Below are 25,303 nucleotides of genomic sequence, written 5' to 3'. Positions count from 1 at the left end.
ATAGTTTTATAAATGCTTACGATTTCTGCTCTTTGCTAAAGTTAATGACATTGCATAAACACTGGGTTTGCGAGGTGTTTTAATCTACTTAAGTGTCAAAGATGAGATAATACTAAGGCTGGTATCGGTTGTCAATACATAAATTCTGCAATGTAAAATCATGAAACACTGCAGTTCCCCCTGTTTGCTCTGAGGCATAACAAAACAGTCCAACTCTGCACCCTGTAAAATGGTCCAGCTTGAAATACAATTTATGTACGCTCCCTAATCTTTTCCACTCGCCATGACTCCAATATCGAAAAACTACAATATCTTTCATATCAGAAAAATCAGCAGAAAGTTCCAGATGAGCAATCGGGCAATCCATCTTAACCCTCTCATGTTCCTCAAGGTTTTCACCTTTTTGGATGACAGGATATCGACTGTCATCAGCAGGACTCCCGGCACGCATAACCAGATAATACTGATCTGCCTGACGTGTTATTGCAATCATTCCATAACAACCCTGAAGTGCACAGATACCAGCATAATCACCATTGTTTAAATCAGACCCATCAATTACAACTGAAGCACGGCACCCGGGCCAGATCATTCTCTGCGTTAATGTATTTCGTGCTTCACACAAATCCTGGCACAAAGAACCGGCAGTTAGTTTTAATCCTCCATTTTCATCACAGTCAACCAGACGATAATCTGGCACATGATTCCACTGCCATGCTTTATGAATCGATATTTTTCCACCTTCCTTTTTATACTGAAACTTGTCATTCGCAGTCAGGGGTTCGTATACATATTCCGGTTTTCTGTTCCTCAGTAAAATCGGTTCTACTATTTTCCCATTACTTCCAAATTCCGGGAATCCATGAGTAAAATCTACCGGAACCAGAATCGGGATTCTCCCTACCGCTCCAGAATCCTGAAAAAGGAAAGCATACCATTCGCCTTCCGGTGTATCTACAATTCCTCCCTGTGCCACACCGCAATTGAAATATCCCCGATCATCATCCAGTATATCCCGTCCGATAAACTCACTCTCCAGACTATCTGAAACAAAACATGCCTCTGTTCTTCTTCCCGCTCCGCCATTGGGCCAGTGAATCAGAAATACATAATACTTACCGTTAATTTTATATGCATGAGCTCCTTCATATCCCAGACGCACATTTCCTGTATCCTCAATGATCTTTCTGTGCAATCCTCCAGGTTTCGGACTGCTCAGATCAGCAGTTAATTCTGTAATATAAATCTGTGTATTTCCATATACAATATAAACTCTGTCATCATCAAACAAAAGAGAGCAGTCATGGTAAAATCCTTCGATATACTGTTTTTTCCACGGCCCTTCTATATTTTCTGACTGATACAGATAAGTGCGATGGGTATCATTGGCAGCAAAGCACACATAGAATATACCATTATGATACCGCAGGGATGCTGCCCACATACCCTGTCCGTAAATATTTTCTCCATTCTCCATACACTGTGCCGGTGTATGATCCAGATCATCAAAAACGTAACCCACACGCTCCCAATCTGTCAGATTATAAGAACGAAGAATCTCACCCCCCGGCATAAAGTGCATGGTTGTACTGATCATATACCAGATATCCCCCACGCGTATCAGATCAGGATCCGGATAGTCCATGCCAATTAAAGGATTGTAAAAATCTTTCATTGTATAAGTCTCCTTTTCATCATTCACTTTTGTTTCCCGTCCGCTCATCCACTACTTTCTGCATTTCTGCAAAAAATATCTCCGGATGAACGGATTCGTAACTTTCCATATACTTCTCCCAGATAGAATCAAAATCCTCTGTCATAACCAGCTGCGGCAGATATTCACGTTTAACCTGATCCATTTTCTTCCATACCAGTCCTGCCTCAGAACCCGTTGTCAGAATATCCGCATAGGCATACACGGGAAACCACTCTCCCGGTATATCATGATTTCCCAGCATATCTACATAGTCATTACATCCATACGCTGACAAACATTCTTTCACATCCTCCGGCAGAGCAGCATAAAATTCCTCCGGCTGAAATTCCGGTGAAAAAGCATTGATTCCATCTTCATAATTTCCTTCTAATCGTGGAAAATAAGCATAAGAGCAAAAATGTGTATTTTTATACTGCGAATCAGCAACCATATCTCTCTGCTCTTCGGTCAGATAAAACAATCCGTTCTCGTCCACTTCATAATCTACCCCTTCAATTCCCCAAAAACGAAGTTTCTGAATATCCTCTCTGAGCAAATCATTAAGGAACTGAAAAGCCCCCTTTACATCTTTACAACTTACTGTGACAGATATTCCTCCTGAAACATCTGGCTGAGTTCCATTCTGGGTATGCCACTTATTTTGTACATTTCTGTCGATTGTAATGGGAAGAGGCACATAATTCATTCCCTCTCCCTGCTGACGCAACATATCATCCACGGTATAATAAAACTGCCACCACTGATCTGACATACCAAGAACACGTCCGGTAGCAAGTTTTTCCAGATACTCACTATAAGTCTGTGTGTAGAACTCTGGATCAAGAATTCCTTTCTGAAATTCTTCATTTAATATCCGGTAATATTTTCTTGCCGTTGCTGTGGTATTATAATCCTCCACTTTCAATGTATTTGGATTCACAATGCAGCAGCCATCATTAGGATAGCCATCTAAAAACTGCGGCACATTTTCCAGACAAAAATATCGCCAGTCATCACAAAGAACAGTATATGGTACAAGGTCATCCAAAGGATGAGCGTCCACATAAGCCTCAATAAGATTAAAGTATTCTTCCAACGTACGTATTTCTGGATACTTCGCCCATTTTAATACTCTTGTCTGTATCCAGAATGCTTCGCCATTATGCAGAATATCTTCTGATGGATTTTTTTGATTCCCAAACTGGGGGATCCAGTAAATATGCCCATCCTCCTGTTTTAACAGTTCCCACTGACTATCAGTAAAATAACTGCGCAGATTCGGGTATTCATCCCAATACTCATCAACCGGAATCAAAGCATTTGCTTCATATAAATCAATATTGCCGGAAATAAAATCTGGATACTCTCCTCCGGCAATATAGGAAGCAATAGCCTGGTCGGAAGTCTGTCCTACCAGCCATATCTCTTCACATTCTGCTCCTGTCAGTTCCGCGATTTTCTTTTTTATCTCATTATCCTCATCAATCTCCTGTCCTAGAACAGAAAAAAAAGCCGAATATTTTCTAATCTCCGGCTTTTTCCTATTTCCTATTTGCCAAAATGCTGTTCCCGCCAGAGCTACGACGCAGCATAAAAGTGTACATTGTTTCCAGTACTTTCTCATATATCCGTTTCCCTTCTTAGAAATTAAAGTATGCTTCGGTGTATCTGCTATGAGGGGTGCACCATGCTTTGCATAACATGACACCTTTTCAAGATAATAGTACCCAGAAATTCCGCTGGAATTTCCGAGTACACAGCTTAGAATCTTTAATTATTATAACGGATACTCTTACTGGTTTTCAATAGCCATCCATGCAAAGTCCGCATGATTTTCTGAAATTTCACCATTGGAGGATGCATACATTCCCAGGCAGCAACCTGTAAAACCGCCCGCCAGTTCAGTACTCAATCCTGTCATATCCACATCAGAAACAAGCAGCATCTTTTCTTTTCCCTGAACTTTATAGTAGAAATCTGTCTTCTGTCCTCTGCCTCTGATTTCCAGAGTTACAAATCCATCTTCGATTTCTTCAGCCGCCAGTTTTTCTTCTTTGTCACCCAGACGACGATTGAGTAACAGCTGCACCTTACCGTCACACATCATTTTGGTAAACCGAACATGATGTGTCTCATCACACAGAATGGCAAGACCAGCTTCCTCCCCATTTACACAGGGGGAAAACTCTATTCCCGCAGATGCAAGATACAGATATTCCTTCTGTCTTACAGCAACGAAAGCAGGACAGGATGTTTCATTTAATGTCTGCGGCAAAGTCGGAAGTCTCAGATATCCACTTCTCTGGAAAAGATCGTATTTTTCCCAAAGAGGCTTCCGAAGAGTCATGCATTCCATCGGGAGTTTCTTCTCGAAGAAATGGTATACCTGGCTTTCAGGTTTCATTTCTGCCCCATCTCCCGGAAGTTCGACTACCGACTCCAGCATACCGACTCCCGGATTCACAACAGGCCATCCATCTTCCCATGTCACTTTCGCAAGAAATGTATCGCGACCTGTATTTACATAGCCTTCGCATTTTCTGGAACCCAGCATAACCACATACCAGTTTCCATGGCCATCGTCCACCAGATCACCATGACCCACAGCAGTGATGGGATAATCATTTCCCAGATGACGATGCGTCAGAATAGGGTTATTGGGATTGCCCTCATATGGTCCCCACACACTTCTGCTTCTGGAAATCGTCATACTGTGATTTGGTCCTGTACCTCCCTCAGCATTCATCAGATAATAATAACCATCCTTTTTGTAAAGGTGAGGTCCTTCCGGCCAGATCACATGATGCATGGCACCTTTCCAGATTTTTTTGCTTTCACCAATAAGCTCCATGGTCTTCAAATCAAGTTCCTGAACCCATATCTCCCAGTCCCCATTATAACGAACTCCGTGCTTCTGGTTTGGTCTTGTTCCTACATAATAGCAATGAACTGTTCCATCTTCATCTTCGTCAAAGAACAGACTGGGATCAATCCCCGGAGCATCTTCATCCAGATAATAAGGATCAGACCAGGGACCCTCCGGGCTTTCAGCAGTTACAATAAAATTGTCTCGATGTGAAACATTTGTTGTAATCATGTAATAGCGTCCCTGAAAATACCTCAGGGTCGGTGCATAGATTCCCCTGGAATGTCCGGCATTTTCCAGATGGAGCTGTGACTCTCGGGTAAGCACATGACCGATCTGCTCCCAGTTAGCCAGATCTTTGCTGTGATAAACAGGAACACCAGGAAAATAAGCAAAGCTTGATGTTACAAGATAATAATCATCTCCCACTCTGCAGATGGAAGGATCAGGACGAAAACCCGGTAAAATTGGATTGTTAGCATAATGCATAATAATATCTCCTGTTAATAGATTCTATAATTTCCACTTAATGCAAGAAAAGCGAAGAAATAAAGGCAATTATCATAATATCTCCTGTTTCCTGTACGCAGAGGTGTATTCCAAAACTTGCGGACACAGGCAAGGGCATGCTCATTTTGTACCAGCAATCCTGCCTGTGCATTCACTGCTGTCATGGCCACCGGATGCAAAGCTTTTCCGGGGATTACCGTACCATCAATGGCAAAAATTCCATCCTGATGTTCCTCCCCTGCTGTCTCACAGAAAAATTTCAGAAAGTGCTTTCCTTCTTCCACTTCCCACTCATCTGCACCAAACCAGGCATAATCCAGAGCAATATTAGCAATCGTGCGATAGGCATCACTGTAATACCAGTCATGTCTCCCCCAGATATTCTGCCCTTTTGTGCAAGGGGTTCCATCATACTCTGCATACTCTGCACACAGGCCGGTCACAGGGTGACATGCCTTCTTCAAGTATTCCCTGCTTGCCTTCGCTGCTTCCTCCCAGAAAGAACGGTCTTCTTCGTAAGACCACTGTGCAAATAATTCATAAAAATGAGGCAAATGATAGGAAGGATCTGAAAAATCCACTTCGGTAATAAAACGTATCAGGTGGTTATCCGGATCCCACATGGCACGTCCCGCTTCTCCGTTTTCTCCTTTATGAATACAGGTATGCAGCAACTTTTTTGCCTCTTCGCTATAAGCAAAAATCCCTTCCCCGTCGCCCCAGCGATGAGAGGCAAAAAATAATGCCATTGCAAAGAACTCTTCTCCGTCCGGTGCCGGGCCATCAGCGTTTCTTGTGCCATCTGTTCCACAAGACCATGCAAAATATCCGGCATTTTCACCTTCAGTCATATACATATAGGTTCTTGCCCATTTCCATATCCTGTCAAACTCTTCTTTTTTATTCATCTGCACGCACATCATCATGCCATAAGACATGCCTTCCGTACGTGCATCCAGATTACCGGTATCCTCTATGTATCCAAGATCACAACCGACGGGATGATAAATTCTTTCCTCATCACTCCCATAAAAAAGAGTCTGAAATATTTGATCTATTCTATTTTCTATTTCCTTTTTCTCATATCCGGCTAATTCGAATATATTTGGATAAATTCCTGTGTAAACGGCTCCCTTTTCCATCTTTATCTTATTCCTTTACTCCTCCGATGGTCAGACCGGCTACAAAGTATCTCTGAAGGAACGGATACAGGCAGACAATCGGCAACATGGTCAATACGGTAGCTGCTGCACGTACAGAGGTTGGAGTAACTGCACCTGCTGCATTTTTCATAGCTTCTGCAGAATTACCCTGATTGGTAACGGAAGAAAGCAGTTTCATCAACTCATACTGCAAGGTTGTCAGGTGTACACTCATACGGTTGTACAGCATGGCATCGAACCAGGAGTTCCACTGACCAACTGCCACAAACAAAGCTACGGTCGCATACACCGGTTTACACAGCGGTGAAGTGATTTTCCAGAAAATCGTTGTGTATCCGGCACCATCAAGCTGTGCAGACTCTTCCAGACTCTCCGGAAGACCGTTCATATAGGTACGGATAACCAGCATATTAAAGGCACTGAACATACCAGGAATTACATAAACCCAGAAACTGTTTGTCATTCCCAGGTTTTTGTACAGCAGGAATGTTGGAATCATGCCACCGTTTACATACATGGTAATAACCCAAAATAGTGACAACTGTTTTTTGAACAGGAAATGTTTTCTGCTGACGATAAATGCCAGAATTGCATTGGCAATCAGGGCCAGCAAAGTTCCAACTACTGTTCTTGCCACAGAAACATAAGCACCTGTCAGCAGGTTATCTTTCTGTAAAACGGTAAGATAGTTCTTCCAGGTAAATTTTCGGGGCAACAGATAAATCCCACCCCTCAATGCATCCGTACCGTCATTAAGTGAAATTGCCACTGTATTCAGAATCGGATATAGTGTAATCAGCACGAATAGAATCATGAACAGGGTATTACATATCACGAAGATGGTATCCCCAACCGATGTTTTTTTCCTTTTGTGAAGTTTTTCCATAGTCTGATTTCTCCTTTCCTAAAACAGCCGCTCGTCACCGGTCCGTTTTGCAATCTCATTGGCGATGACAACAAGCACGATGCTGACAAAACTCTTGAAGATACCTGCCGCAGTACCAATTGCAAAGTCATTCTGGCTGATACCCCATTTCAATACGTAAATATCAATTGTCTGTGCCACGCTCTGTACCAGACCATTACCTAACAGGTACTGGATTTCAAAACCTGCATTTAATACGTTACCTACATTCATCAGAAGAAGAATCATAATAGTCGGACGGATTCCCGGTAATGTAATATAGCGGATTCTCTGCCATCTTCCGGCCCCATCAATATTGGCCGCTTCATAAAGGGAAGGGTCAATGGATGTAATTGCAGAAAGATAAATAATGGCATTCCATCCTGTTTCCTTCCATACATTGGCAAATGCCACGATTGGCCAGAAGAATTTTGGATGAGCGAAGAAATTCAAAGGCTGATCAAGAATACCGAATTTCAAAAGAAGCTCATTCACAATACCCGTTCCGGACAGTGCGTCATGCAGAATACCAGTTACGATAATCCAGGACAAGAAGTGCGGCAGGTAAGAGATTGTCTGCACTACTTTTTTTCCACCCTGAGACTTTACATCGTTCAACAAAATAGCAAATAAAATTGCCATAAAGAAGGTTGCTACCAGGTTGATTACACCCATAGCCAGTGTATTTCTGATAACACGCAGGAATGTGGCATCAGAAAACAACTGCTGGAACTTTGCCAATCCTACAAACTGAGAATGCAGAAGTCCATCCTTGGGACGGTAATTCTGGAAAGCCATCAGCCATCCTCCCAATGGCAAATAGCAGAAAATCACACCATATAATACAATAAAGGCTGACCAGATCAGCAGAGCTTTCTGTCTTTTTATTTCTTTCCAAGTGATTTTCACTTTCATTTCTGTTACTTTTTCTTTTTTTCTTTTTTCTATAGCAGCCATAGTCTCCTCCTAAAAAGAGAGGGCAGATGAACCGGTCTGTCACACGATACCGCAACCGACATCTGCCCGATTTATTCACTTATATTCTACTGATACTTCTTGGCTTCTTCCATTCTGCGATCAAGCTCTGTCTGCATTTCTTCCAGGAAATCCTGAGGATTACATTTTTCGTATACACTCATGTACTCATCCCATGCAGCTTCAAAATCTGATGCCATTACTACTTTAGGAAGATATTCATGCTTGATTTCTCCCATCTTTGTCCATGCAATACCACCAGGTGTGCTTGTTGTCATAGTACTTGAGAAAGAATACATTGGATACCATGGTCCCGGAGCCTCACTGGTTCCAAGCATGTCTACATATGTTTCAGCACCATAGGCATCGAAACATGCTTTCACATCATCCGGCAGTCCATCATAGAATTCTTCGGGCTGGAACTGTGGCGACATTGCGTTGATTCCATCACGGCTTGTTCCGGTATACCCTGGGAAATAAGAATAACCGCAAAAATGTGATGCTTTATAAGCAGTATCAGCTGCCTGAGTTCTCATTTCCTGAGTTTTATAGTATTTACCATCTTCATCTACTTTATAGTCAACATCTTTTACGCCCCAAGAACGCAGATCCAGTACTTCCTGAGAAAGAAGATCATTCACAAACTGTAGTGCACCTTCCACGTCATCACAGCTTGTTGTAATAGCAAGACCGGCGGAAACATTCAGAACACTACCGGAGTTATGCCACTGATTTTTAATTCCTCTTTCAATTGTAATCGGAAGCGGAACGTAGTTGCATCCCTGTTCACCCAGCCCCTGCTGTTTCAGTGCATCGTTTACACTATATGCAAAATCCCACCACTGGTCGATCATTCCCAGCACACGTCCGGTGGAAAGTTTTGCAATATATTCATCATAAGTCTGTGTAAAGGATTCCGGGTCTACAATACCTTTCTTGAATTCTTCATTCAATTTTCCGAAGTATCTCTTAGCTGTAGGTGTTGTATTATAATCAATGACCTGCAAGGTTTCCGTATCTACCATAACACTTCCATCATTTGGATATCCATCCAGGAACTGAGGTGCATTTTCCAGACAGAAATAACGCCAGTCATCACAGAGGATTGTGTATGGAATATTGGTTGTACCATCTTCCATTGTAGGATTGGCCTCATAGTATCTTTCAATCAGATCAAAATACTCATCCATGGTCTGAATATCCGGATAATCTGCCCATTCAAGAACTCGAGTCTGAATCCAGAATGCTTCATCATTGTGTGTTGTTGCTTTTTCCTCACCGTAAATATTACTGAACTGTGGAATCCAGTAAATATGTCCATCCTCCTGGCGAAGTTTATCCCATTCTTCCTCTGTAAAGAACTCTTTAATGTTCGGATACTGATCAATATAGTCATCCAAAGCAACCAAGGCACCGGCATCATAGAGCTGAGCCATACCATCTCCACCATCAATCAAATCCGGATACTCACCACCGGCGATCAAGGTTCCTACAGCTTCCTCAGCAGTCTGTCCTGTAAGCCATGTCTCTTTACATTTAGCACCTGTAATCTCAGCAATTTTCTGCTGAATTTCATTATCATCATTGATTTCTGTACCGGGAACTGCAAAGAATGCAGTAAATTCTTTTACTTCGCCATCAGATGACTCTGCACCTGTGTCTGTTTCTGCTTTGCCACAGGCCGCCATGGACACCGCCGCTAACAGCATAAGGGATATTAAACTTTTTCTTTTCATAGACTCCATCCTCCTATTTCTTTTGATACTATAAATATTTTCCTATTCGTCTGCAGAACAAATACGACTTATCAAGTAACTATATTGTACCTTCTACAAAAAAAACCTCAACCGGACAAAGCATACAAAAAGACAGGACAAATTATAGAACCCTATCATTTATCCTGTCTTTTTTCAGTTGGAAAATTTCTTCCATTTTCTCAGTTTTTCAATACTCCGCCCTGTCTGCGGAACTTTGCAGGTGTGCATCCCTTTGCCGCAATAAAACGGTTAATAAAATAATCGCAGTCTTTATATCCCACATCCAGAGCAATCTGATAGATTTTATCACTGGTATACAACAGTCTCTGAACTGCCTGCTCCATCCGATAGTTATTCAGATACTCTTTAAATGACTGTCCGAACTTTTTCCGGAATATCTGTCCCAGATAAGCACTGTTCACATAGTACTTTTTACTCAATTCTCTCAAAGTAAGATTCTCTGCATAATTTTCGCGTATTTCTTTCTCAACATCTCTAATTACGCCTCCCCTGGAAATATTTTTGCGAAGCTGAGCCAGATATTCTGCATACTCCAGAGCAAAACGCACCATATGCACACTGCTGCCTCTGGTGACTCCCTCTTCAAATGTGCTTTCACCAATGAAATGTAGAATTTCTTTCTGATCGACACAATCATCCTGCTCAGTTGCCAGATAAATCAGCTGAAACAGGAAATAATTAATGTTAAGATTGACTGTATCTGCGGCAAGTCCCATCTGCCGCATTTCTTCATACAGATTTTCCACACATTTACGGATCTGTATCTTATCGTTTTGCTCAATGGCTGATATCAACGCATCCAGGCTCTGTTTGCACAGGATAATACCCCCATTATGAATCTGTACCTCTTCTTCATAAAAATACATTTTCTTTTTTGCACGGAATGCTTCCAGAGAGTTCAATACACAGGCGGTACTATAGGATTTTGCGAGTCCAGAAATGTCTGATACTTTTTTACCCGCCAGCAATTTTACAGGACGCTGAATTGCCAGTTCAAGACTCTCCTGAAAGTCGCTCAGATACTCAACTTCACTGATTGCCCGGTTCTTCGCCATATAATCACAGTAAATAAAACCTATATCGTAATTCTTCTCATTCCAGGACACATCAAAGAAACAGTGACTGCTGTCTTCTTTCAGGAAATCCTGACAGGCCTGATGCAGTTTTCTCTGAATCAGACAGTATTCCCCATCCTCCTGTTCGGACATGTCTCCTATATCATAGGGTTCCAAATAAACATATCTGACACTGTCAGAAAGATTCATGTGACTTTTTATATATTCCAGATTCACCGTGTCATACTTTCCACAGAGAAGAGCAATAATATTTCTGGTCAAATATTCATGTTCCAGCTTTTGTTTTTTCTTTTCATTTTCCCTGGCAGCTTCTGACACTTTGGCTACTCTGCGCAGTACACCCAAAAGCTCCTCTTTTTCCACCGGTTTCAGAATATATTCCATACATTCATAACGAATTGCCTGCTGTGCATAGGAAAAATCACTGTAACCACTTAAAATTATAAAATAAGCATCTGAAATATTTTCTCTGCGTATTGTCTCCAAAAGTTCTAGTCCACTCATTACCGGCATCTTAATGTCTGAAATGACCAGATCCACCTTATGCTCTTTCAGATATGTAAGTGCTTCTGCTCCATCGGCAGCAGTATATACAATCTCATACCCTTCCTGTTCCCAGTCAACAAACACCATAAGCCCCTGTACAATAAAAGGTTCATCATCAACCAGCAAAACCCGCAGCATGTTCTTATCTCCTTTGTTTCTTTTCCATTCCCAAGACCCCTGTTGAAGTCTTATCTGTGCATCTGTATTCTATCATCCAGAGCGTCTATCGGCATCCTGATCTGAATAGTAGTACCGATTCCTACTTCACTCTCTATATGAAAACACACTTTGTTATCCGTTATCATTTTCAGTCTGAGGCAGGCATTGATAATACCTACACGCCCCTTTTCTCTTAGTTTCTCGATGCTTGCATTACACATCTTTTCCTTTATTTCAGCCACTTTGTCCTCATCCATACCGCTTCCGGTATCCTCCACTTCGATCCAGATATCCTCATGTTTACGATAAACCCGGACAAAAATCCAGCAGGAAGCTGTTTTACTCTCAATCCCGTGCACACATGCATTTTCCACAAAAGTTACGACAGTCAGTCTTGGAATCTGAATATCCTCACATTCCGGTTCTATGTCCAGCTCATAGGAAAGCCTGTCTCCAAAACGATACTTTTGAAGTCCCAGATATGCCTCCACGAATTCCAGTTCCTTTTTCATTCTGACAAAATTTGTACTCCAATCCACATTCTGACGTTCCATCACGGCCAGTTTTCCCACCATATCCGCAGTTTCATACTCTTTCTTTAAGATACTGTGCATCCGAATGCTCTCCAGGGCATTAAACAGGAAGTGAGGATTCACCTGACTCTGCAGTGCCAGAAGTTCTGCATTCTGTCTGGCAATATCCATCTCCTGTTCTCTCAGACGATCCTTATACACCGTCTGAATCAGATCATTCAGGCGGGATGCCATGTGATTATAATTGAGCATCAGACTGCCTATTTCATCTTTCCCCCGCACATATGAGATTTCCTGAAGATGATCCGCATCTACGTGATCAAATGCTTTGCTCAATTCTTCCACCCTGGCAGTAAAAGAACGATTAATAAGCCGCATCAGAATCCACGGCATCACCGTATTAATCAACACCAGAAAAACAATCAACGGCATATGATTCCATATCTGTGCCCGTATCCCACGACTTCTTTTACAGACTGCAATCTGTAGATGTTCTCCATAAGCACTGTATTCTTTCTGATAATCCGGCTGTATGTTTTCCTTCCATTCGCTAAAAGGCCACCCTGGCTGATTATATCCGTTATTAGAAAGCAAAATCTGATTATCTTTACATATATAGATCTCAGACTCATAATTCATATTATCCAGATTGCGTACAAGACTACTGTAATCCATTTCAATCGTCACTATTTTTTCACAGCTGTCCTGTCCGGAAAAATTTAGTTTTCTGATAAATAACACGCTGCGCCGCGGCTGCACTGCAGAACTTTTCCACTGGTCATAATAAAAATACAATACTGAATTATTTCCCGCTTCCTGCAAATATCTATACCATTCTGTCTCACGCACATCAGACAGACGGATGAAATGTCCGCCATTGATAATAGTATCATTGTCCGCATAAATCGTAACCACTGTATTATCCGTACCCATACTGGTCTCAAACAGTGAATTCTTCATAAATGCTTGATGTCCCGTCACATAATCCAGAGGAGTCTCATACTGTCGATTCAAAAACTCCTCGATATACCCGTTCATATAAATATTTTTTGCTTTCATTGCGGCATTTTCCACTTCCCGGGAAAGATTATATATAACAGCACTTGCATCATTTTCCATCACATGCCGCTGCTCCACTCTCTCGGATTGAACCACAATAAATAGAATAACACTGTCTGTAATGATAAGTGGTATCAGCATACAATAGATATACAGAATATGAAGCTTTTTCTTCAGGTTAAAGTCATTCATGGTATTTTCTAATCTATCAATCAGTCTCTTCATACGCTGCCCTCCTGTAGCCATCATACCATATTATGTTCCAAACATCCAGAACTATCTCTTCCAGCTTTCTGTCGGACCCATACATGAGATCCGGGGGACGGTGCCTTCCCTATAGAAAACTATTTTCTCTACTGCAAAAATTTTGCTTAAAAATTCTATTTGCACTTCATTGAATCCTTTGTGCAGTGAAATCGGTACGCAGGTTTTATGAACCTGTTCTATAATACCCACAGCCCAGAAATCATCATCCGGATTTCCCGCCAGATAGTTCTCCGGAACTGCCCAGGCAGCAAATCAGCTTGAGAATTTCCTGATCTTTTACCTCTCTGCTGCTCATTTCCAGTTTCAGCCATTTGCAGGGTTCTGCTTCTATTTCACAGAGAAAAGAACCCTCACCGTCATTCGCCACTTCAATGATAACCTCACGGTTTCCCGCATAGAGAAAATCTCGGATTTCCAGTGATTCACAGACCCCATAATTTTTCACAAGGATTCTGTCATCATCTGTACGTGAAACCATCAGGCGAGGTTTTCCAAAAGGTTCCACATACATTCTCACCGGATATCGGCAGCCATCTTCATTTTTACATCCTCATAAGCATCTTACTCTACTAGAAACGGTACACAGTACCCACCATCAAATATTTTCATTTCTTATGATATCTCCTGAAATATAATCTGGAAAGGAACTACCGGCAATTCCTCATCGCTGTATAAATTTGCTTCCCACGGACAGTCATTCCATGCATAGGATACTCCAACGGTATCTTCCGTTATGGATACTTCGACAGTATTTTCTCCTGTCAGTTTTCCCTCGGCTGCTTTACGGCTTCCATCTTTACAAATAATATCAAAACCTCTGACCGGTTCATTCTTATCCTGTCGCAGAGAAACTCCTGGTACTTCTTTCAGATCCAGAGTTCTTTTCTCTGTATGCAATACAATGCCTGACGGTTCGAAAACAAACTTTATACTTCCAGTATTTCTAATGGCTGCAGCAAGCTCCGGATTTCGGTATGATACGTTTCTGCCATAAATTAATGTTTCTGCCGCAAGTGCCGCACGTACGCCGACTGTTTTCTTATCGGTAGGATGCAGATCGTTGTATTCTCCCAAGTCATAAGCCTGTACCATCATGGCATACGGCAAACCGGCTGTTTTTCTCTGAGCCTCACGAAGTCTTGCCCACTGTATGCCGTCCGTATGAAGTTTTCCATCAGAAAATCCTGCCAGCTGCACAAAAATGAACGGCATATCCGGCATCTGCCAGAGGGTTCTCCATTCCTCGATCATCGTGCTAAATTCCTCCTCATAGGTTTCCGGCCGCCCGGTATTGGATTCACCCTGATAGAAGAAACATCCTTTGATTTTCCATCTTCTGATGGGATAGAGCATTCCCTGATAAAGTCCACATGCTTTAAACTGGAAAAATGTCATCTGCGGCAGCGATTCCATCCGGTGGATGATTTCATAATTCCAGTCACCGGAAAGAGATACCTTTTTCTCCAGATTGCTGCCATAACAAAGTTCATACACCTTTCCAGGTACAAATCCTCTTTCCTGTCTGAAAACCATCAATTTAACTTCGATGATATTCTCTCCTGCATGAAGAATTCCCTCCGGTATCCGATAAATTCTGGGTGGGTACTGGTATTCCGTCTCTCCGATCAATGTGCCATTAATTAAAATCTTATCTGCATCAATCATAGCACCGAAATAAAGAATAGCTTTTCCTTTTTCCGGTTTATCTTTTTCATCCAGCACAAAAGTTTTTGTAAAGCGCAATCCTCCATAAAACTGATCCAACACAGTATTTTCAAAGAAACCAGGAATACAAAAACTGCCCTTATTATCTGCCGCATAATCCATACCCGATTCTTTCAACGCCTCTTTTCTCCACCAAAGCTCTCTTTCTTCCTCCGCTTTGATGGTTGCTTCCGGATATTCCTTCTGCCGGCATTCTTGAATCTCCACAGCATCATAACCCAGAGCTGTAACAGTCTCCTCGCTACACCAGGATTTCACCGGTGTACCTCCCACAGCAGTCTGCAGAAGTCCAACCGGTATTCTTTCCCTATCATGAATTTCTTTTGCAGCAAAATATCCCACAGCACTAAACAGCTGCAGTTCTTCTCCCTTCGCTTTAATCCAGCAGCCCTTTTCCAATTCCTGACGTTTTTCTCCAAATACATATTCCTTGGGGACTTCGAACATACGGATTTCATCCTCTGAAGTATGCAGAATTTCATCTGCATACCGGTCCATCACCCGCTCAATGGGCAGTTCCATATTAGACTGCCATCCCAGAAGAAATACATCACCAAACAGTACATCATGAATCACAAGTTCTTCTTCCCCATCTGTCATCCTGAACTCCCACGGACCGCCGGCAGGCATTTCCGGTATCATCAATTCAAAGTATCCGTCATCAGCACAGATGGTTTTAACCTGAAAATTTTCAAAAGACAGTTCTACCGTTCTTCCCTTTTCACCATATCCCCAGATACTGTTTTCTACATCTCGCTGGAGAATCATCTCGTCACTGATTAACGAAGATAATCTCATCACTTTTCCCATGCTCCTTTCCAGACCGCAGTTTTACACTTCAGCTGCGAATGTATTGACAAATCCACCTTTTCCTGTCAGGGTCTTACTTCTTTTATCCGGCTGTGAAGTGCCTGTATAAACACAGTATTCACCGGATAGAATCTGTGCAGCGCCATCGATATCAAACAGTTCGAAAGCTTCCGGTTTTAAAGTCAGAACGACTTCCTGCTCCTCGCCCGGATTCAGAAATACCTTTTTCAAAGCCTTTAACTGGGGATTTGGAGTTCCGTCACAGCAGGATTTTACATAAACCTGTACGGTTTCTCCTCCGGCCATCTTACCGATATTTCGAATCACTGTCCGTACAGTCATTCCTGTACCCTTTCTGATGATTCCTGTTTCGGACACCTTATCTCCTTCGTAAACTGTAATCTCAGGTTCTGACAGACTGAACTCTGTATATGACAGTCCATAGCCAAAGGGATATAACGCTTCCTGTTCCATATAACGGTAAGTTCTTCCTTTCATGGAATAATCCGTAAACTCCGGCAGTTCTTCCACGGAACGATAGAAGGTTACCGGCAGTTTACCTTCCGGTGAACACTCTCCAAACAACAAACGTGCCACAGCCTCTCCACCTCTTGATCCAGGATACCATGCCTGTACGATAGCCGGAATATGCTCGTCAGCCCAGCTAAGATCCATAGCACTTCCGGTCAATGAAACGAGAACCACCGGTTTTCCACTTTCATATGCCGCTTTGAGGATTTCATTCTGCAGCCCCGGGTAGTTCAGATCCGGTTTGTCACCGCTGGCAAATTCATTTCCTGTATCGCCCTCTTCACCTTCCAGTGTAGCATCCAATCCAAGGCAGACAATAACCACATCACTGGCCTCGCATACGCCTTTCACTTCAGCCAGACGATCGTTTGGTTCTGAGAGAACACAGACACGGTCTTTAAATAAAGCACATCCTTCCGAGTACATGACACGAACATCATCGCCTACATAATCCTGAATTCCTTCAAGAACGGTTACATAACGGGAAGCAGTTCCCTCATAGTTACCCACAAGTGCTGCTCTGCTATTGGCATTTGGCCCGATGACTCCGATGGTTTTCATATTATTCTTATTCAGAGGAAGAAGTCCTCCTTCATTTTTCAGAAGAACCAGAGTTTTTTCAGAAATCTTTTCGTTTATACGGTTATGTTCCGGTGTGTCGTTTTCTGTATAAGGAATACTATCGAATGGAACTGTTCCCGGTTCTTCAAACATACCAAGCTTCATACGTGTGGTGAAAAGATTGATGACCGCCTCATTGATTCGTTTTTCATCAACTCTTCCTTCACGTACTGCCTGAACCAGATGAGGGTATGTACAACCACAATTCAAGTCACAACCGTGATTCATAGCCATCGTTACGGATTCCACCGGTGCATTTGTTACATGATGATTTTCATGGAAATCACGCACTGCCCAGCAGTCACTGACAACGTGCCCCTCAAATCCCCATTCTTCTCTCAAAATATCTTGCAGAAGTGTCTTACTGCCGCAGCATGGTTCTCCATTTGTCCTGTTATATGCACCCATCACAGCTTCTACTTTTCCTTCCTGCACACAGGCTTTAAATGCCGGCAGATAAGTCTCATACATATCCTGTTTGGATGCAACAGCATTAAAATAATGTCTCTCTCCTTCCGGTCCGGAATGTACAGCAAAATGCTTTGCACAGGCTGCTGCCTTCATATATACAGGATCATCTCCCTGAAGTGCCTGAATAAACCGCACGCCCAGGCGTGATGTAAGATAGGGATCCTCACCATACGTTTCATGACCTCTTCCCCAGCGCGGATCACGGAAAATATTTACATTAGGTGCCCAATATGTTAAGCCTTTATAGATGTCTCTGTCACCATATTTCACATGCATATTATATTTTGCACGTCCTTCAGTGGCAATGATATCAGCCATCTCCGCAACCAGTTCTTCATCAAAAGATGCAGCCAGACCAATTGCCTGTGGAAATAATGTCGCTGTTCCCGTTCTAGCAATTCCGTGAAGTGCCTCATTCCACCAGTTATATTTGGGAATTCCCAGTCTCTCGATTTCTGCCGCTCCGTGAAGTGTCTGGGAAACCTTCTCCTCCAGCGTCATCTGTGCTACAAGTTCTTCCGCCCGTTCTCTAAATGTTTTAGCCATAAGTAATCTCCTTTTTTGTTCATTTTCTATATTATAAAAAAGAATCTATTGTTTTCCTTATTGATTCTTGCTATACTTTTCCTATATTTTGCTATTTTTGAAAGGGATTATCTTTTACTATGATTGAAGATCTCAAAGGAATGAAAGAAACGATTGCATATGGTTCTTCACAGTTTCGATTGATGAAAAATCAGGAGACTGAAGATTATCCGCCACACTGGCATACAAGTATTGAAATTATCATGCCTTTAGAAAACGGCTATCAGGCCGTAATAGGAAATGAGTGCTACACACTAAATCCCCTTGATCTGTTATTTATCAACAGTGGGGAAATTCATTCACTGCAGGCGCCTGCCACCGGTAAGCGCCTGATTTTTCAGGCACCATTGTCGCTTTTTTATTCTATACCCGGTATGGGAAGCGCACTGCTGCTGTTACCGGAAGCTGTTTGCCTTACGCCGGCTTCCTGTCCGGAACTCTTTCAGGAAGTGTCTGCAAAATTCAAGGAAATCATCCGGGAGGCTGAAAAAAGTAATTATCTGGCCGATACCTGGGTATCCTCTGCTGTTATTCAGATTGTTCTTCTGCTAGTACGCCATAATTTCGAACATACTCCTCGATTTACCGATGTATCCTTTTCCTCCCGCAGAGAATACATGGAAAAATTCACAACGGTCTGTCAGTATATCGATACCTCATTTCGGGAAAATCTGACACTTGAACAGGCTGCAGAAATCGCAGGATTCAGTAAATATCATTTTTCCAGACTTTTTAAAGAATTTACAGGAATAACCTTCCAAGAATACCTCACACGCCAGCGTATCCGCCACGCAGAAGAACTGCTGACCGATTCCAAAATCTCAATCACTGATATTGCACTGGCCTCGGGATTCTCTTCTGTCAGTAATTTTAATCGGAGTTTTCAGATGTATAACCACTGTTCGCCTTCGCAGTTTCGGAAAAAACTGATGCATGTATAGCGGGGCAGGGTGACCCTGGTCACTCCTCAATCAACTTGCTATTTCTCCAAGTCAATGATAAAATCGAATTACATTAGATGGTTTATTACAGCTTCGGAGTAGGGATTATGAGAAACCTTGTGAAAGAAATTATCACAGGAAGATGGCTTAAAAAAATGAGTAATCTTACAGTTAATACAAAAGAAAAATTTTCCATTCAGCAGATTGCTGCGATTGGAGTAATGACCGCAGTAATCTGTGTGCTGGCACCTTTTTCACTGCCAATCGGGCCGGTACCGATTTCACTGACGAACTTGGCTATTTATTTTGTACTGTATATGTTGGGGGTAAAAAGAGGGACCATCAGCTATCTGGTGTATCTACTGATCGGACTGGTGGGAGTTCCTGTATTTTCCGGATTTACCAGTGGTCCTGGAAAACTGTTTGGACCGACAGGCGGTTATCTTATTGGATTTATTCCAATGGCTATCATAGCAGGAATGGTAATTAACCGCAAGATTAATAACAGATTGCTTTGCTTTATCATGTTGTATGCTATGCCTTTGGTACTGCATGTCTGGCATATGAAGCACACATGGATCTGTTGGCCGCATTGATGGCAGGTGTCATCCCGTTTATTCCGGGAGATTTAATCAAAATGGTTCTTGCTATGATATTGGGACCACAGATTCGTAACCGGTTGATTCATGCAAACTTATTCTAAGTAAAGACGATTCATCTGTGTATCGGTTTTTTTTCCTTCTGAATTTCTGGTAACTCTATACGAATAATATTTCTCCCCGATACTCATCGGGGAGTTTTTAAACACCACCTCTGAAACTTGATCCTGCGTTTATATGTCTGATAATAATTTTTCCCGCAACAAGAGACAGATGGCAAGCTGTGTTCCAATGATCACACCGCAATCCATAATTGGAGAAAATGAGGAAAAAATGAAAACCATAGAAATTATTGATGATGATATTTCGATTGGAGATATGCTGGCAGAAGTTCTGCCCTAGATTCAGAATGTTCCTGTAATTGTCCTCAGTGCCAAGATTGATGTTGAATCTTTTGCTCGGTGATGCTGCTGACTATATGACCAAACCGTTTGAAATAAAAGAACTTCTTGCACGGATTACTGTTCAGCTTCGGAAATGAAATACAGACAGAGAGACAGTCATTGTCGATCGGTCACTTAAGCCTGGATACACAAGACTGCACAGAACGTTCGCTTAAGAAGCACATCAGTAATCTACGAAAAAAATTGCAGGATGCAGGTGGTACAGACTGCCTATATTTCCCTTTTTCCATAGAAAAAAGCTCCGAAAAACTTATAATCACCAGAGAATAAAGTGTTTATAAGGCTTTCAGAGCCTTTAAAAAATCTTATTTAATTTGAAGTGCAAGCTTCGCTTACATGCCCATCTGTTTTGCAACTTCTTGAACCTGAGCCTCTTGGACTCAACCCTCAAAAGTGGCTTACTTACTGACTATTTTCGTGTTTTCCACTAGCAGCTTTGCTTCATTTCATTTTTATTTTACGAAGCTTTTTTTCGTACAACTTTTTTACTATTTTTCTACCCCCGATACCCGCCTTGTCATTATTTTCGTAAAGGTTTTTATCATTTTCGTAGGATTTATTTTACGAAGTCTTACGAAAACTTCTCTTCGTAAGCAGCCGTCCATCAGGCATTCATTGCTACTTTGAATTTCTCCAATTCATTTCCCATCATCTCTTCTGATATATGTGTGTATATATCAATTGTTGTGGAATAATGAGCATGTCCCATGAGCTGCTGAACAACCTTTGGGGTAATTCCCTTTTCAAAGCATCGACTGCAGAACGTATGTCTCAACGCATGAGGGGTAACTTTCGGCATCTGGATACGGTAAATCCTGTTGTATTTCTGAATGATATGCTCCAGATACTTTTCCCAGTGAAGGGCAACCATCGGCATATCGTTTTTATCCAGAAACAAAAATCCTGCATATCCTTCCACCATCGGTTCAACTTTTGGTGTCTTGCGGTTGGCAATGATTCTGCGAAAACACGCTGCGACAGCTTCCGTCATCGGCACATAGCGGATGCCTTTGTCAGTTTTTGGCTCTTCAATTACATACTGCATCTGTGCAGTACGCTGTAACTGATGGTCTACCTTAATACGCATTTCTCCAAACTCGATTTCTGAAACCGTCAGTCCACAGAACTCTGAGATACGAAGCCCTGTGTGAAAAAGAATATAGATTGCATCATAGTATCTGCTGAAATGTTTATCTTCAATAAACTTCAACAAATCTCTCTGCTGCTTTCGGGTGATCGCTTCTCTGGTAACAGAATCATTGACAATGACGGAGGCAAGCTCAAATTCAAATGGATTTTTACGAAGCAGGTCATCATCTACTGCCATCTGAAATGCCGGTCTGAGAACTCCCCTGATCGAATGAATGGAACTGTATCCCCGTCCATCTATCTGCTGGAGCTTAATCAGCCATGCTTTTGCGTCTGACAAACGCACCTTATCAATTCGCTGATTCCCAAAACTCTCTTTTTTCAGCATATTGATGACCGTTTTATATCCGGCAACCGTATTGTGACGAACTCCTGTTTTCAATGAAACATACTTTTCTACCAGCTCCAATACAGTATAGTTGCCACCATTTGTTACAATACGGTCAAACAAATCTGCTTCAATCTGTTTTTCTTTCTCACGCAGGGAAAGCTCCCGTTTCTTCCCCTTTGGCATTGGGTCATTCTTGTCCAAACGCCAACTGTATACATTTTTCTCTTTTCCGTCCTCATCAATATAGCGGAACCGATACCTCCCATCCTTACGCTGGTACTCGCCCTCTCGCAAAATCCGATTACGGTTATCTCGTCTTTTCTCACTCATCGTGAACTCTCCTTTCAAAAAAAGAGAGCCAGACTTGCACTCTTATCATAGCACAAATCCGGCTCTCCGCATAGTTATATCATGTGAAATTGGTAAATCTGTCAGCTCTGTTTACACAGCCGTAGCCTGATCCAGATACCTCTCAAATTTCTCACGCTTAATGAGGGCACGATTGCCGTTCATCACATAAAAATCTTCATTGGGATGTGTGTCAATAAGCGTTCTCAATTTTCCTTCGCCGATATGATAATATCTGGCTGCTTCCTCAATGGTAAGCGTATATCTACGCCACACCGGAATATCCGAGTAATTTTTTCCTTCTATATTCATCTTATTATTTGCCATAGGCAGTTATCCTCCATACATGAAAATAGCCAGACAGAGGGTGTCGGCAACGAAGTCCGGCAACGGGCTTCAAAAGACCTTGCAAACAATCTCAGTCTGGCATTACTTACTATTTATACTTTTCTTTTATTTTTCTGTTGTTTTGGTTGTTATAAGGGAGAAAAGCCCGCAGTTATGGGATTTCCCCCGGCAACCGGCTCGGCAACGGGATAGCAACAGGGGGTGCAACGGGCTGTCCTTTTCAGAATGGAAGCTCCATCTGTTCTGCGACCTCCACAAAACCGTCCATCGTTTTTTCAGACGGGTTGCCGGAGTCCGTTGCCGGGTTTTCACGCTCCCAGCCCTTTTGTCTGCCATATTCGGAAAACATTCTTGGGTTCGGGAAGTACCGCCAGCCAGAAATGCACTGGTTCATAATCTCGTTGATTTCCCGGATTTCCCATTGCTTCGGCTCGTCAAAGGTGTGGTTCAAGGCTTCCTTGTAAAGCTGCTTGGAACAGACCATGCTCCCGGTGTACTTATCAAGATACGCCTGTATCATTCCGGCTTTGGTGTCCTCCGGCATAAAATCCCGCTGGTGTTCTTTGAGATACCGTTGCATGGTGGGGCTGAAAGCCAGCTTGAACCTGCCGCTTCGGTAAATCTCCATCGCTTCCGCCCACATCTGCTCGATATAGGCTCTGGAAGCAGCTTCGTCCTCCAAAATGTGAACCTCGGCTTGCTCCGGGTACACCATGACGGGGATAAAGCGGCGGTTGCCGGAACGGTCAAGGGGCAGGAAGTCAAGGGCATTGGAAGTGCCGCCAAACACGCACTGACGGGGGCGGTCTGCCGGGTGGGTTTCATAGGGTATCTTGTAAACTTCTTTCTGCCGGCTTAAAAATGACTTGATTTCCTCAATGCTCTTGGCGTTGGCGGTTGCCATCATTTCCGACATTTCGATAATCCAGTGACCTTGCAGCTTGCGGTACACATTGTCATCGTCCAGCTTCCGCAAATCATCGGAGAACCACTCGTCCCGGACTGCCAGCAGACGGAAGAAGGTGGACTTGCCAGCCCCCTGACCTCCGACCAGACAGAGCATGATTTCAAACTTACACCCCGGCTGAAAGGCTCGTGAGATTGCACCCAGCAGGAACAGCTTCAACGCTTCATAGGTGTAATCGTCTGCGTCAGCCCCCAGAAAGTGCCGCAGACAGAAACGGATTCGTTCTGTCCCGTCCCACACAAGGGCACTTAGGTAGTCCCGGATGGGATGGTACTTGTTTTCATTCGCCACAATCCCGATGGCGTTATCAATCTTTTTCTCATTGGTAAGCCCGTAGGTTTCTTCCAGATAGAGAAGCAGATATTTCATGTCCGTATCGTTCAGGGCGGTGCTTTCTCTGTGGAAGCCGATGGGCTTTATGATGTCCTTGCGGTCAGTTAGGATGTTGTATGCGATAGCCCCGGAAAGCAGAGGGTCACGCTGGAATACGGTCAGGCAGTTCCGGATGCTCTGACGGACACCGCCTTTCTCGGTGATTTCCAGCCCCGCCTTGATTTCCTCAATGCTCTGGGGCGGTTGCATGGCGTTCATGGTGTTTTTTAGTTCTTGCTGCGTCTGCGGCTGCAAGCTCTGCCATTCGCTGTTCAAGCTGTATCACATCCTTTCCGTAATCCGTAATCAAAGCCGCTTTTTCCTCTGTCTCCCCGAACAGCAGCACATCCAGCAGATATTCCACTTGGTCTTGCTTCTGTAAGGCTTCCACAAACCGGGGATGAAAGGCTTCCTCCGGGGAGTGCGGGGCGTAGTCCGTTCTCCATGCCATAAGCAAGTGAAGATAATCGGTAAGAATACGGAAGCAGCGGTTTTTTGCTTCCTGAAACTGTTCCTCCGGGGATTTCTGCCGGGGCTTGGGCTTTTTTGCCTTTCCCGGCGGTTTCCAGTCCTCATAGGAAAGCCCGAAGTCCTGTGCCAGCTGTACGGCGGCTTCTTTCTTTCCCAGCCCATACAGGGCGGCGGCAAAATCAATCACATCCCCATCCGCACCGCAGCCGAAGCAGTGGTAACGCCGATCCAGCTTCATGCTTGGGGTTTTATCGTTATGGAACGGGCAGCAAGCCATCCCGTTCCGACCTACATGGATTCCATAATGCTCCGCAGCCTGTCTTGTTGTGACGGACTGCTTCACAGCTTCAAATACATTCAAATCTATCCCTCCTTGAAAATAAGAAAAGCACCTGACATTCTCTGATTGAAAATGGCAAGTGCCTGTTAAAGTTCCATATCCTGTTGTTTGTGTTTCGTCTGTGCCGGGACAGTTCTTTGTGCTTTTTTCTCGTCAGCCTTATCCTGCAAGACTTCTTTGATAGGCTGTTTCTTGGGCGGCTCTTTGCTTTCTTCTGTGCCGGGGGTGGCTTTCCGTACCCAGTAGCGAATGTCCCGCAGCTTCTTCAAATCCTCCTGTACCTCGGTCAGCGGTGTTTTCAGGGCTGCAATTTCTTCCAGAAGCGTTTCCTGCTCCTCTTGCAGCTCCTTTTGGGTACTGTCCTTATCGTCCGGGTGCTTGGCAAGGTAGGCGGCGGCTTTCGCATACCGGGCAACCTCCGAGTATTCCTGTTTGAATTTCTCCTTTGTTTTCTTGAAAAATATCTTCTGGTACTTCTCATAGACAGGCTTACATTCCTTGCAGTCTGTCCGGCTGGCAAGAATCCCGTCAATCACTTTGCTGCGGGCTTCCTTTGGCTTCATCTGACTGCGGTAATCTGCGGCTGATTTCCCGGAAGATTCCAGAAACGCTTCTAAGTCCTCCACAGTGGAAAGCCCCTTTTGCCGGAGATAGGACAGGGCTTCGCTGACTGCCTTTAAGTCCTGTGAAGTCCCCCG

The 25,303-nt window shown here is 43.2% G+C and carries 18 protein-coding genes and 3 pseudogenes; 4 read left to right on the top strand and 17 right to left on the bottom strand.

What is annotated here, in order from left to right; translation table 11 throughout:
- Positions 1–112: 112 nt before the first annotated feature.
- The 12 genes from DWZ44_RS17135 to DWZ44_RS17080 all read right to left on the bottom strand — a co-directional run bounded on the left by DWZ44_RS17135 (position 113) and on the right by DWZ44_RS17080 (position 18,236).
- On the bottom strand, positions 113–1,675 hold the full coding sequence (locus DWZ44_RS17135; RefSeq protein WP_117761858.1) for a glycoside hydrolase family 43 protein: 1,563 nt from the start codon (positions 1,673–1,675) through the stop codon (positions 113–115).
- Between the two features lie 19 nt (positions 1,676–1,694).
- The gene (locus DWZ44_RS17130; protein ID WP_117761853.1) at positions 1,695–3,320 is read right to left on the bottom strand and encodes a sugar ABC transporter substrate-binding protein; all 1,626 of its coding nucleotides are present in this window, start codon (positions 3,318–3,320) and stop codon (positions 1,695–1,697) included.
- Positions 3,321–3,488: 168 nt separating this feature from the next.
- Positions 3,489–5,051: a glycoside hydrolase family 43 protein gene (locus DWZ44_RS17125; protein ID WP_117761852.1), complete on the bottom strand. Its 1,563-nt coding sequence runs from the start codon at positions 5,049–5,051 to the stop codon at positions 3,489–3,491.
- A 14-nt stretch (positions 5,052–5,065) separates the two neighbouring features.
- Complete coding sequence (locus DWZ44_RS17120; RefSeq protein WP_117761851.1) at positions 5,066–6,214, bottom strand: glycosyl hydrolase family 8; 1,149 nt, start codon at positions 6,212–6,214, stop codon at positions 5,066–5,068.
- Positions 6,215–6,221: 7 nt separating this feature from the next.
- Positions 6,222–7,121 carry a carbohydrate ABC transporter permease gene (locus DWZ44_RS17115; protein WP_117761850.1) on the bottom strand — a complete coding sequence of 300 codons (900 nt, stop codon included), beginning with the start codon at positions 7,119–7,121 and terminating at the stop codon, positions 6,222–6,224.
- Between the two features lie 18 nt (positions 7,122–7,139).
- A complete protein-coding gene (locus DWZ44_RS17110; protein WP_117761849.1) occupies positions 7,140–8,096 on the bottom strand; it encodes an ABC transporter permease in 957 nt (318 codons plus the stop codon).
- 86 nt (positions 8,097–8,182) lie between these two features.
- A complete protein-coding gene (locus tag DWZ44_RS17105; RefSeq protein WP_117761848.1) occupies positions 8,183–9,850 on the bottom strand; it encodes an extracellular solute-binding protein in 1,668 nt (555 codons plus the stop codon).
- 200 nt (positions 9,851–10,050) lie between these two features.
- Positions 10,051–11,652, bottom strand: coding sequence for a response regulator transcription factor (locus DWZ44_RS17100; protein WP_117761847.1), 1,602 nt, complete (start codon positions 11,650–11,652; stop codon positions 10,051–10,053).
- A gap of 50 nt (positions 11,653–11,702) precedes the next feature.
- Entirely contained in the window at positions 11,703–13,490 is a 1,788-nt protein-coding gene (locus DWZ44_RS17095) for a sensor histidine kinase (RefSeq protein ID WP_117761846.1), read from the bottom strand.
- Between the two features lie 244 nt (positions 13,491–13,734).
- On the bottom strand, positions 13,735–14,010 hold the full coding sequence (locus DWZ44_RS17090) for a hypothetical protein (protein ID WP_117761845.1): 276 nt from the start codon (positions 14,008–14,010) through the stop codon (positions 13,735–13,737).
- Between the two features lie 134 nt (positions 14,011–14,144).
- Entirely contained in the window at positions 14,145–16,055 is a 1,911-nt protein-coding gene (locus DWZ44_RS17085; RefSeq protein WP_243002144.1) for a sialate O-acetylesterase, read from the bottom strand.
- Between the two features lie 33 nt (positions 16,056–16,088).
- Positions 16,089–18,236 (bottom strand): glycoside hydrolase family 3 C-terminal domain-containing protein, encoded by a 2,148-nt coding sequence (locus tag DWZ44_RS17080; RefSeq protein WP_117761843.1) that lies wholly within the window; start codon positions 18,234–18,236, stop codon positions 16,089–16,091.
- A 119-nt stretch (positions 18,237–18,355) separates the two neighbouring features.
- Between DWZ44_RS17080 and DWZ44_RS17075 the strand changes: the two genes are divergently transcribed.
- The 4 genes and pseudogenes from DWZ44_RS17075 to DWZ44_RS19595 form a co-directional block, all read left to right on the top strand.
- Positions 18,356–19,216 (top strand): AraC family transcriptional regulator, encoded by an 861-nt coding sequence (locus tag DWZ44_RS17075; RefSeq protein ID WP_117761842.1) that lies wholly within the window; start codon positions 18,356–18,358, stop codon positions 19,214–19,216.
- 155 nt (positions 19,217–19,371) lie between these two features.
- A pseudogene (locus DWZ44_RS17070) lies at positions 19,372–19,919 on the top strand (biotin transporter BioY).
- Between the two features lie 169 nt (positions 19,920–20,088).
- Positions 20,089–20,217, top strand: a complete 129-nt coding sequence (locus DWZ44_RS19225) for a hypothetical protein (RefSeq protein WP_330411496.1) — start codon at positions 20,089–20,091, stop codon at positions 20,215–20,217.
- A pseudogene (locus DWZ44_RS19595) lies at positions 20,218–20,549 on the top strand (hypothetical protein); the annotation flags it as partial.
- A 334-nt stretch (positions 20,550–20,883) separates the two neighbouring features.
- Here DWZ44_RS19595 and DWZ44_RS17060 read toward each other — a convergent pair.
- The 5 genes and pseudogenes from DWZ44_RS17060 to DWZ44_RS17035 all read right to left on the bottom strand — a co-directional run.
- Positions 20,884–22,089, bottom strand: coding sequence for a site-specific integrase (locus tag DWZ44_RS17060; RefSeq protein WP_117805380.1), 1,206 nt, complete (start codon positions 22,087–22,089; stop codon positions 20,884–20,886).
- Between the two features lie 111 nt (positions 22,090–22,200).
- Positions 22,201–22,434, bottom strand: a complete 234-nt coding sequence (locus DWZ44_RS17055) for an excisionase (RefSeq protein WP_016218019.1) — start codon at positions 22,432–22,434, stop codon at positions 22,201–22,203.
- Between the two features lie 241 nt (positions 22,435–22,675).
- Positions 22,676–24,013: a virulence-associated E family protein gene (locus DWZ44_RS17045; protein ID WP_117805379.1), complete on the bottom strand. Its 1,338-nt coding sequence runs from the start codon at positions 24,011–24,013 to the stop codon at positions 22,676–22,678.
- Entirely contained in the window at positions 23,982–24,626 is a 645-nt protein-coding gene (locus tag DWZ44_RS17040; protein WP_106491273.1) for a CHC2 zinc finger domain-containing protein, read from the bottom strand. Before DWZ44_RS17040 ends, DWZ44_RS17045 begins: the two co-directional genes overlap by 32 nt.
- 65 nt (positions 24,627–24,691) lie before the next feature.
- Positions 24,692–25,303: pseudogene (locus tag DWZ44_RS17035) on the bottom strand (MobQ family relaxase); the annotation flags it as partial.

The organism is Blautia sp. AF32-4BH (genome assembly GCF_003460565.1).
Lineage (GTDB): Bacteria > Bacillota > Clostridia > Lachnospirales > Lachnospiraceae > Fusicatenibacter > Fusicatenibacter saccharivorans.
The sequence above is the reverse complement of the archived record's forward strand: the minus strand, read 5'-3'. Positions and strand labels throughout refer to the sequence as shown.

Excerpts from the sequence above, each read along its gene's own strand:
- DWZ44_RS17135 (WP_117761858.1), bottom strand. The coding sequence starts at position 1,675 with ATGAAAGATTTTTACAATCCTTTAATTGGCATGGACTATCCGGATCCT.
- DWZ44_RS17130 (WP_117761853.1), bottom strand. The coding sequence starts at position 3,320 with ATGAGAAAGTACTGGAAACAATGTACACTTTTATGCTGCGTCGTAGCT.
- DWZ44_RS17125 (WP_117761852.1), bottom strand. The coding sequence starts at position 5,051 with ATGCATTATGCTAACAATCCAATTTTACCGGGTTTTCGTCCTGATCCT.
- DWZ44_RS17120 (WP_117761851.1), bottom strand. The coding sequence starts at position 6,214 with ATGGAAAAGGGAGCCGTTTACACAGGAATTTATCCAAATATATTCGAA.
- DWZ44_RS17115 (WP_117761850.1), bottom strand. The coding sequence starts at position 7,121 with ATGGAAAAACTTCACAAAAGGAAAAAAACATCGGTTGGGGATACCATC.
- DWZ44_RS17110 (WP_117761849.1), bottom strand. The coding sequence starts at position 8,096 with ATGGCTGCTATAGAAAAAAGAAAAAAAGAAAAAGTAACAGAAATGAAA.
- DWZ44_RS17105 (WP_117761848.1), bottom strand. The coding sequence starts at position 9,850 with ATGAAAAGAAAAAGTTTAATATCCCTTATGCTGTTAGCGGCGGTGTCC.
- DWZ44_RS17100 (WP_117761847.1), bottom strand. The coding sequence starts at position 11,652 with ATGCTGCGGGTTTTGCTGGTTGATGATGAACCTTTTATTGTACAGGGG.
- DWZ44_RS17095 (WP_117761846.1), bottom strand. The coding sequence starts at position 13,490 with ATGAAGAGACTGATTGATAGATTAGAAAATACCATGAATGACTTTAAC.
- DWZ44_RS17090 (WP_117761845.1), bottom strand. The coding sequence starts at position 14,010 with ATGGTTTCACGTACAGATGATGACAGAATCCTTGTGAAAAATTATGGG.
- DWZ44_RS17085 (WP_243002144.1), bottom strand. The coding sequence starts at position 16,055 with ATGAGATTATCTTCGTTAATCAGTGACGAGATGATTCTCCAGCGAGAT.
- DWZ44_RS17080 (WP_117761843.1), bottom strand. The coding sequence starts at position 18,236 with ATGGCTAAAACATTTAGAGAACGGGCGGAAGAACTTGTAGCACAGATG.
- DWZ44_RS17075 (WP_117761842.1), top strand. The coding sequence starts at position 18,356 with ATGATTGAAGATCTCAAAGGAATGAAAGAAACGATTGCATATGGTTCT.
- DWZ44_RS19225 (WP_330411496.1), top strand. The coding sequence starts at position 20,089 with ATGGCAAGCTGTGTTCCAATGATCACACCGCAATCCATAATTGGAGAA.
- DWZ44_RS17060 (WP_117805380.1), bottom strand. The coding sequence starts at position 22,089 with ATGAGTGAGAAAAGACGAGATAACCGTAATCGGATTTTGCGAGAGGGC.
- DWZ44_RS17055 (WP_016218019.1), bottom strand. The coding sequence starts at position 22,434 with ATGGCAAATAATAAGATGAATATAGAAGGAAAAAATTACTCGGATATT.
- DWZ44_RS17045 (WP_117805379.1), bottom strand. The coding sequence starts at position 24,013 with ATGAACGCCATGCAACCGCCCCAGAGCATTGAGGAAATCAAGGCGGGG.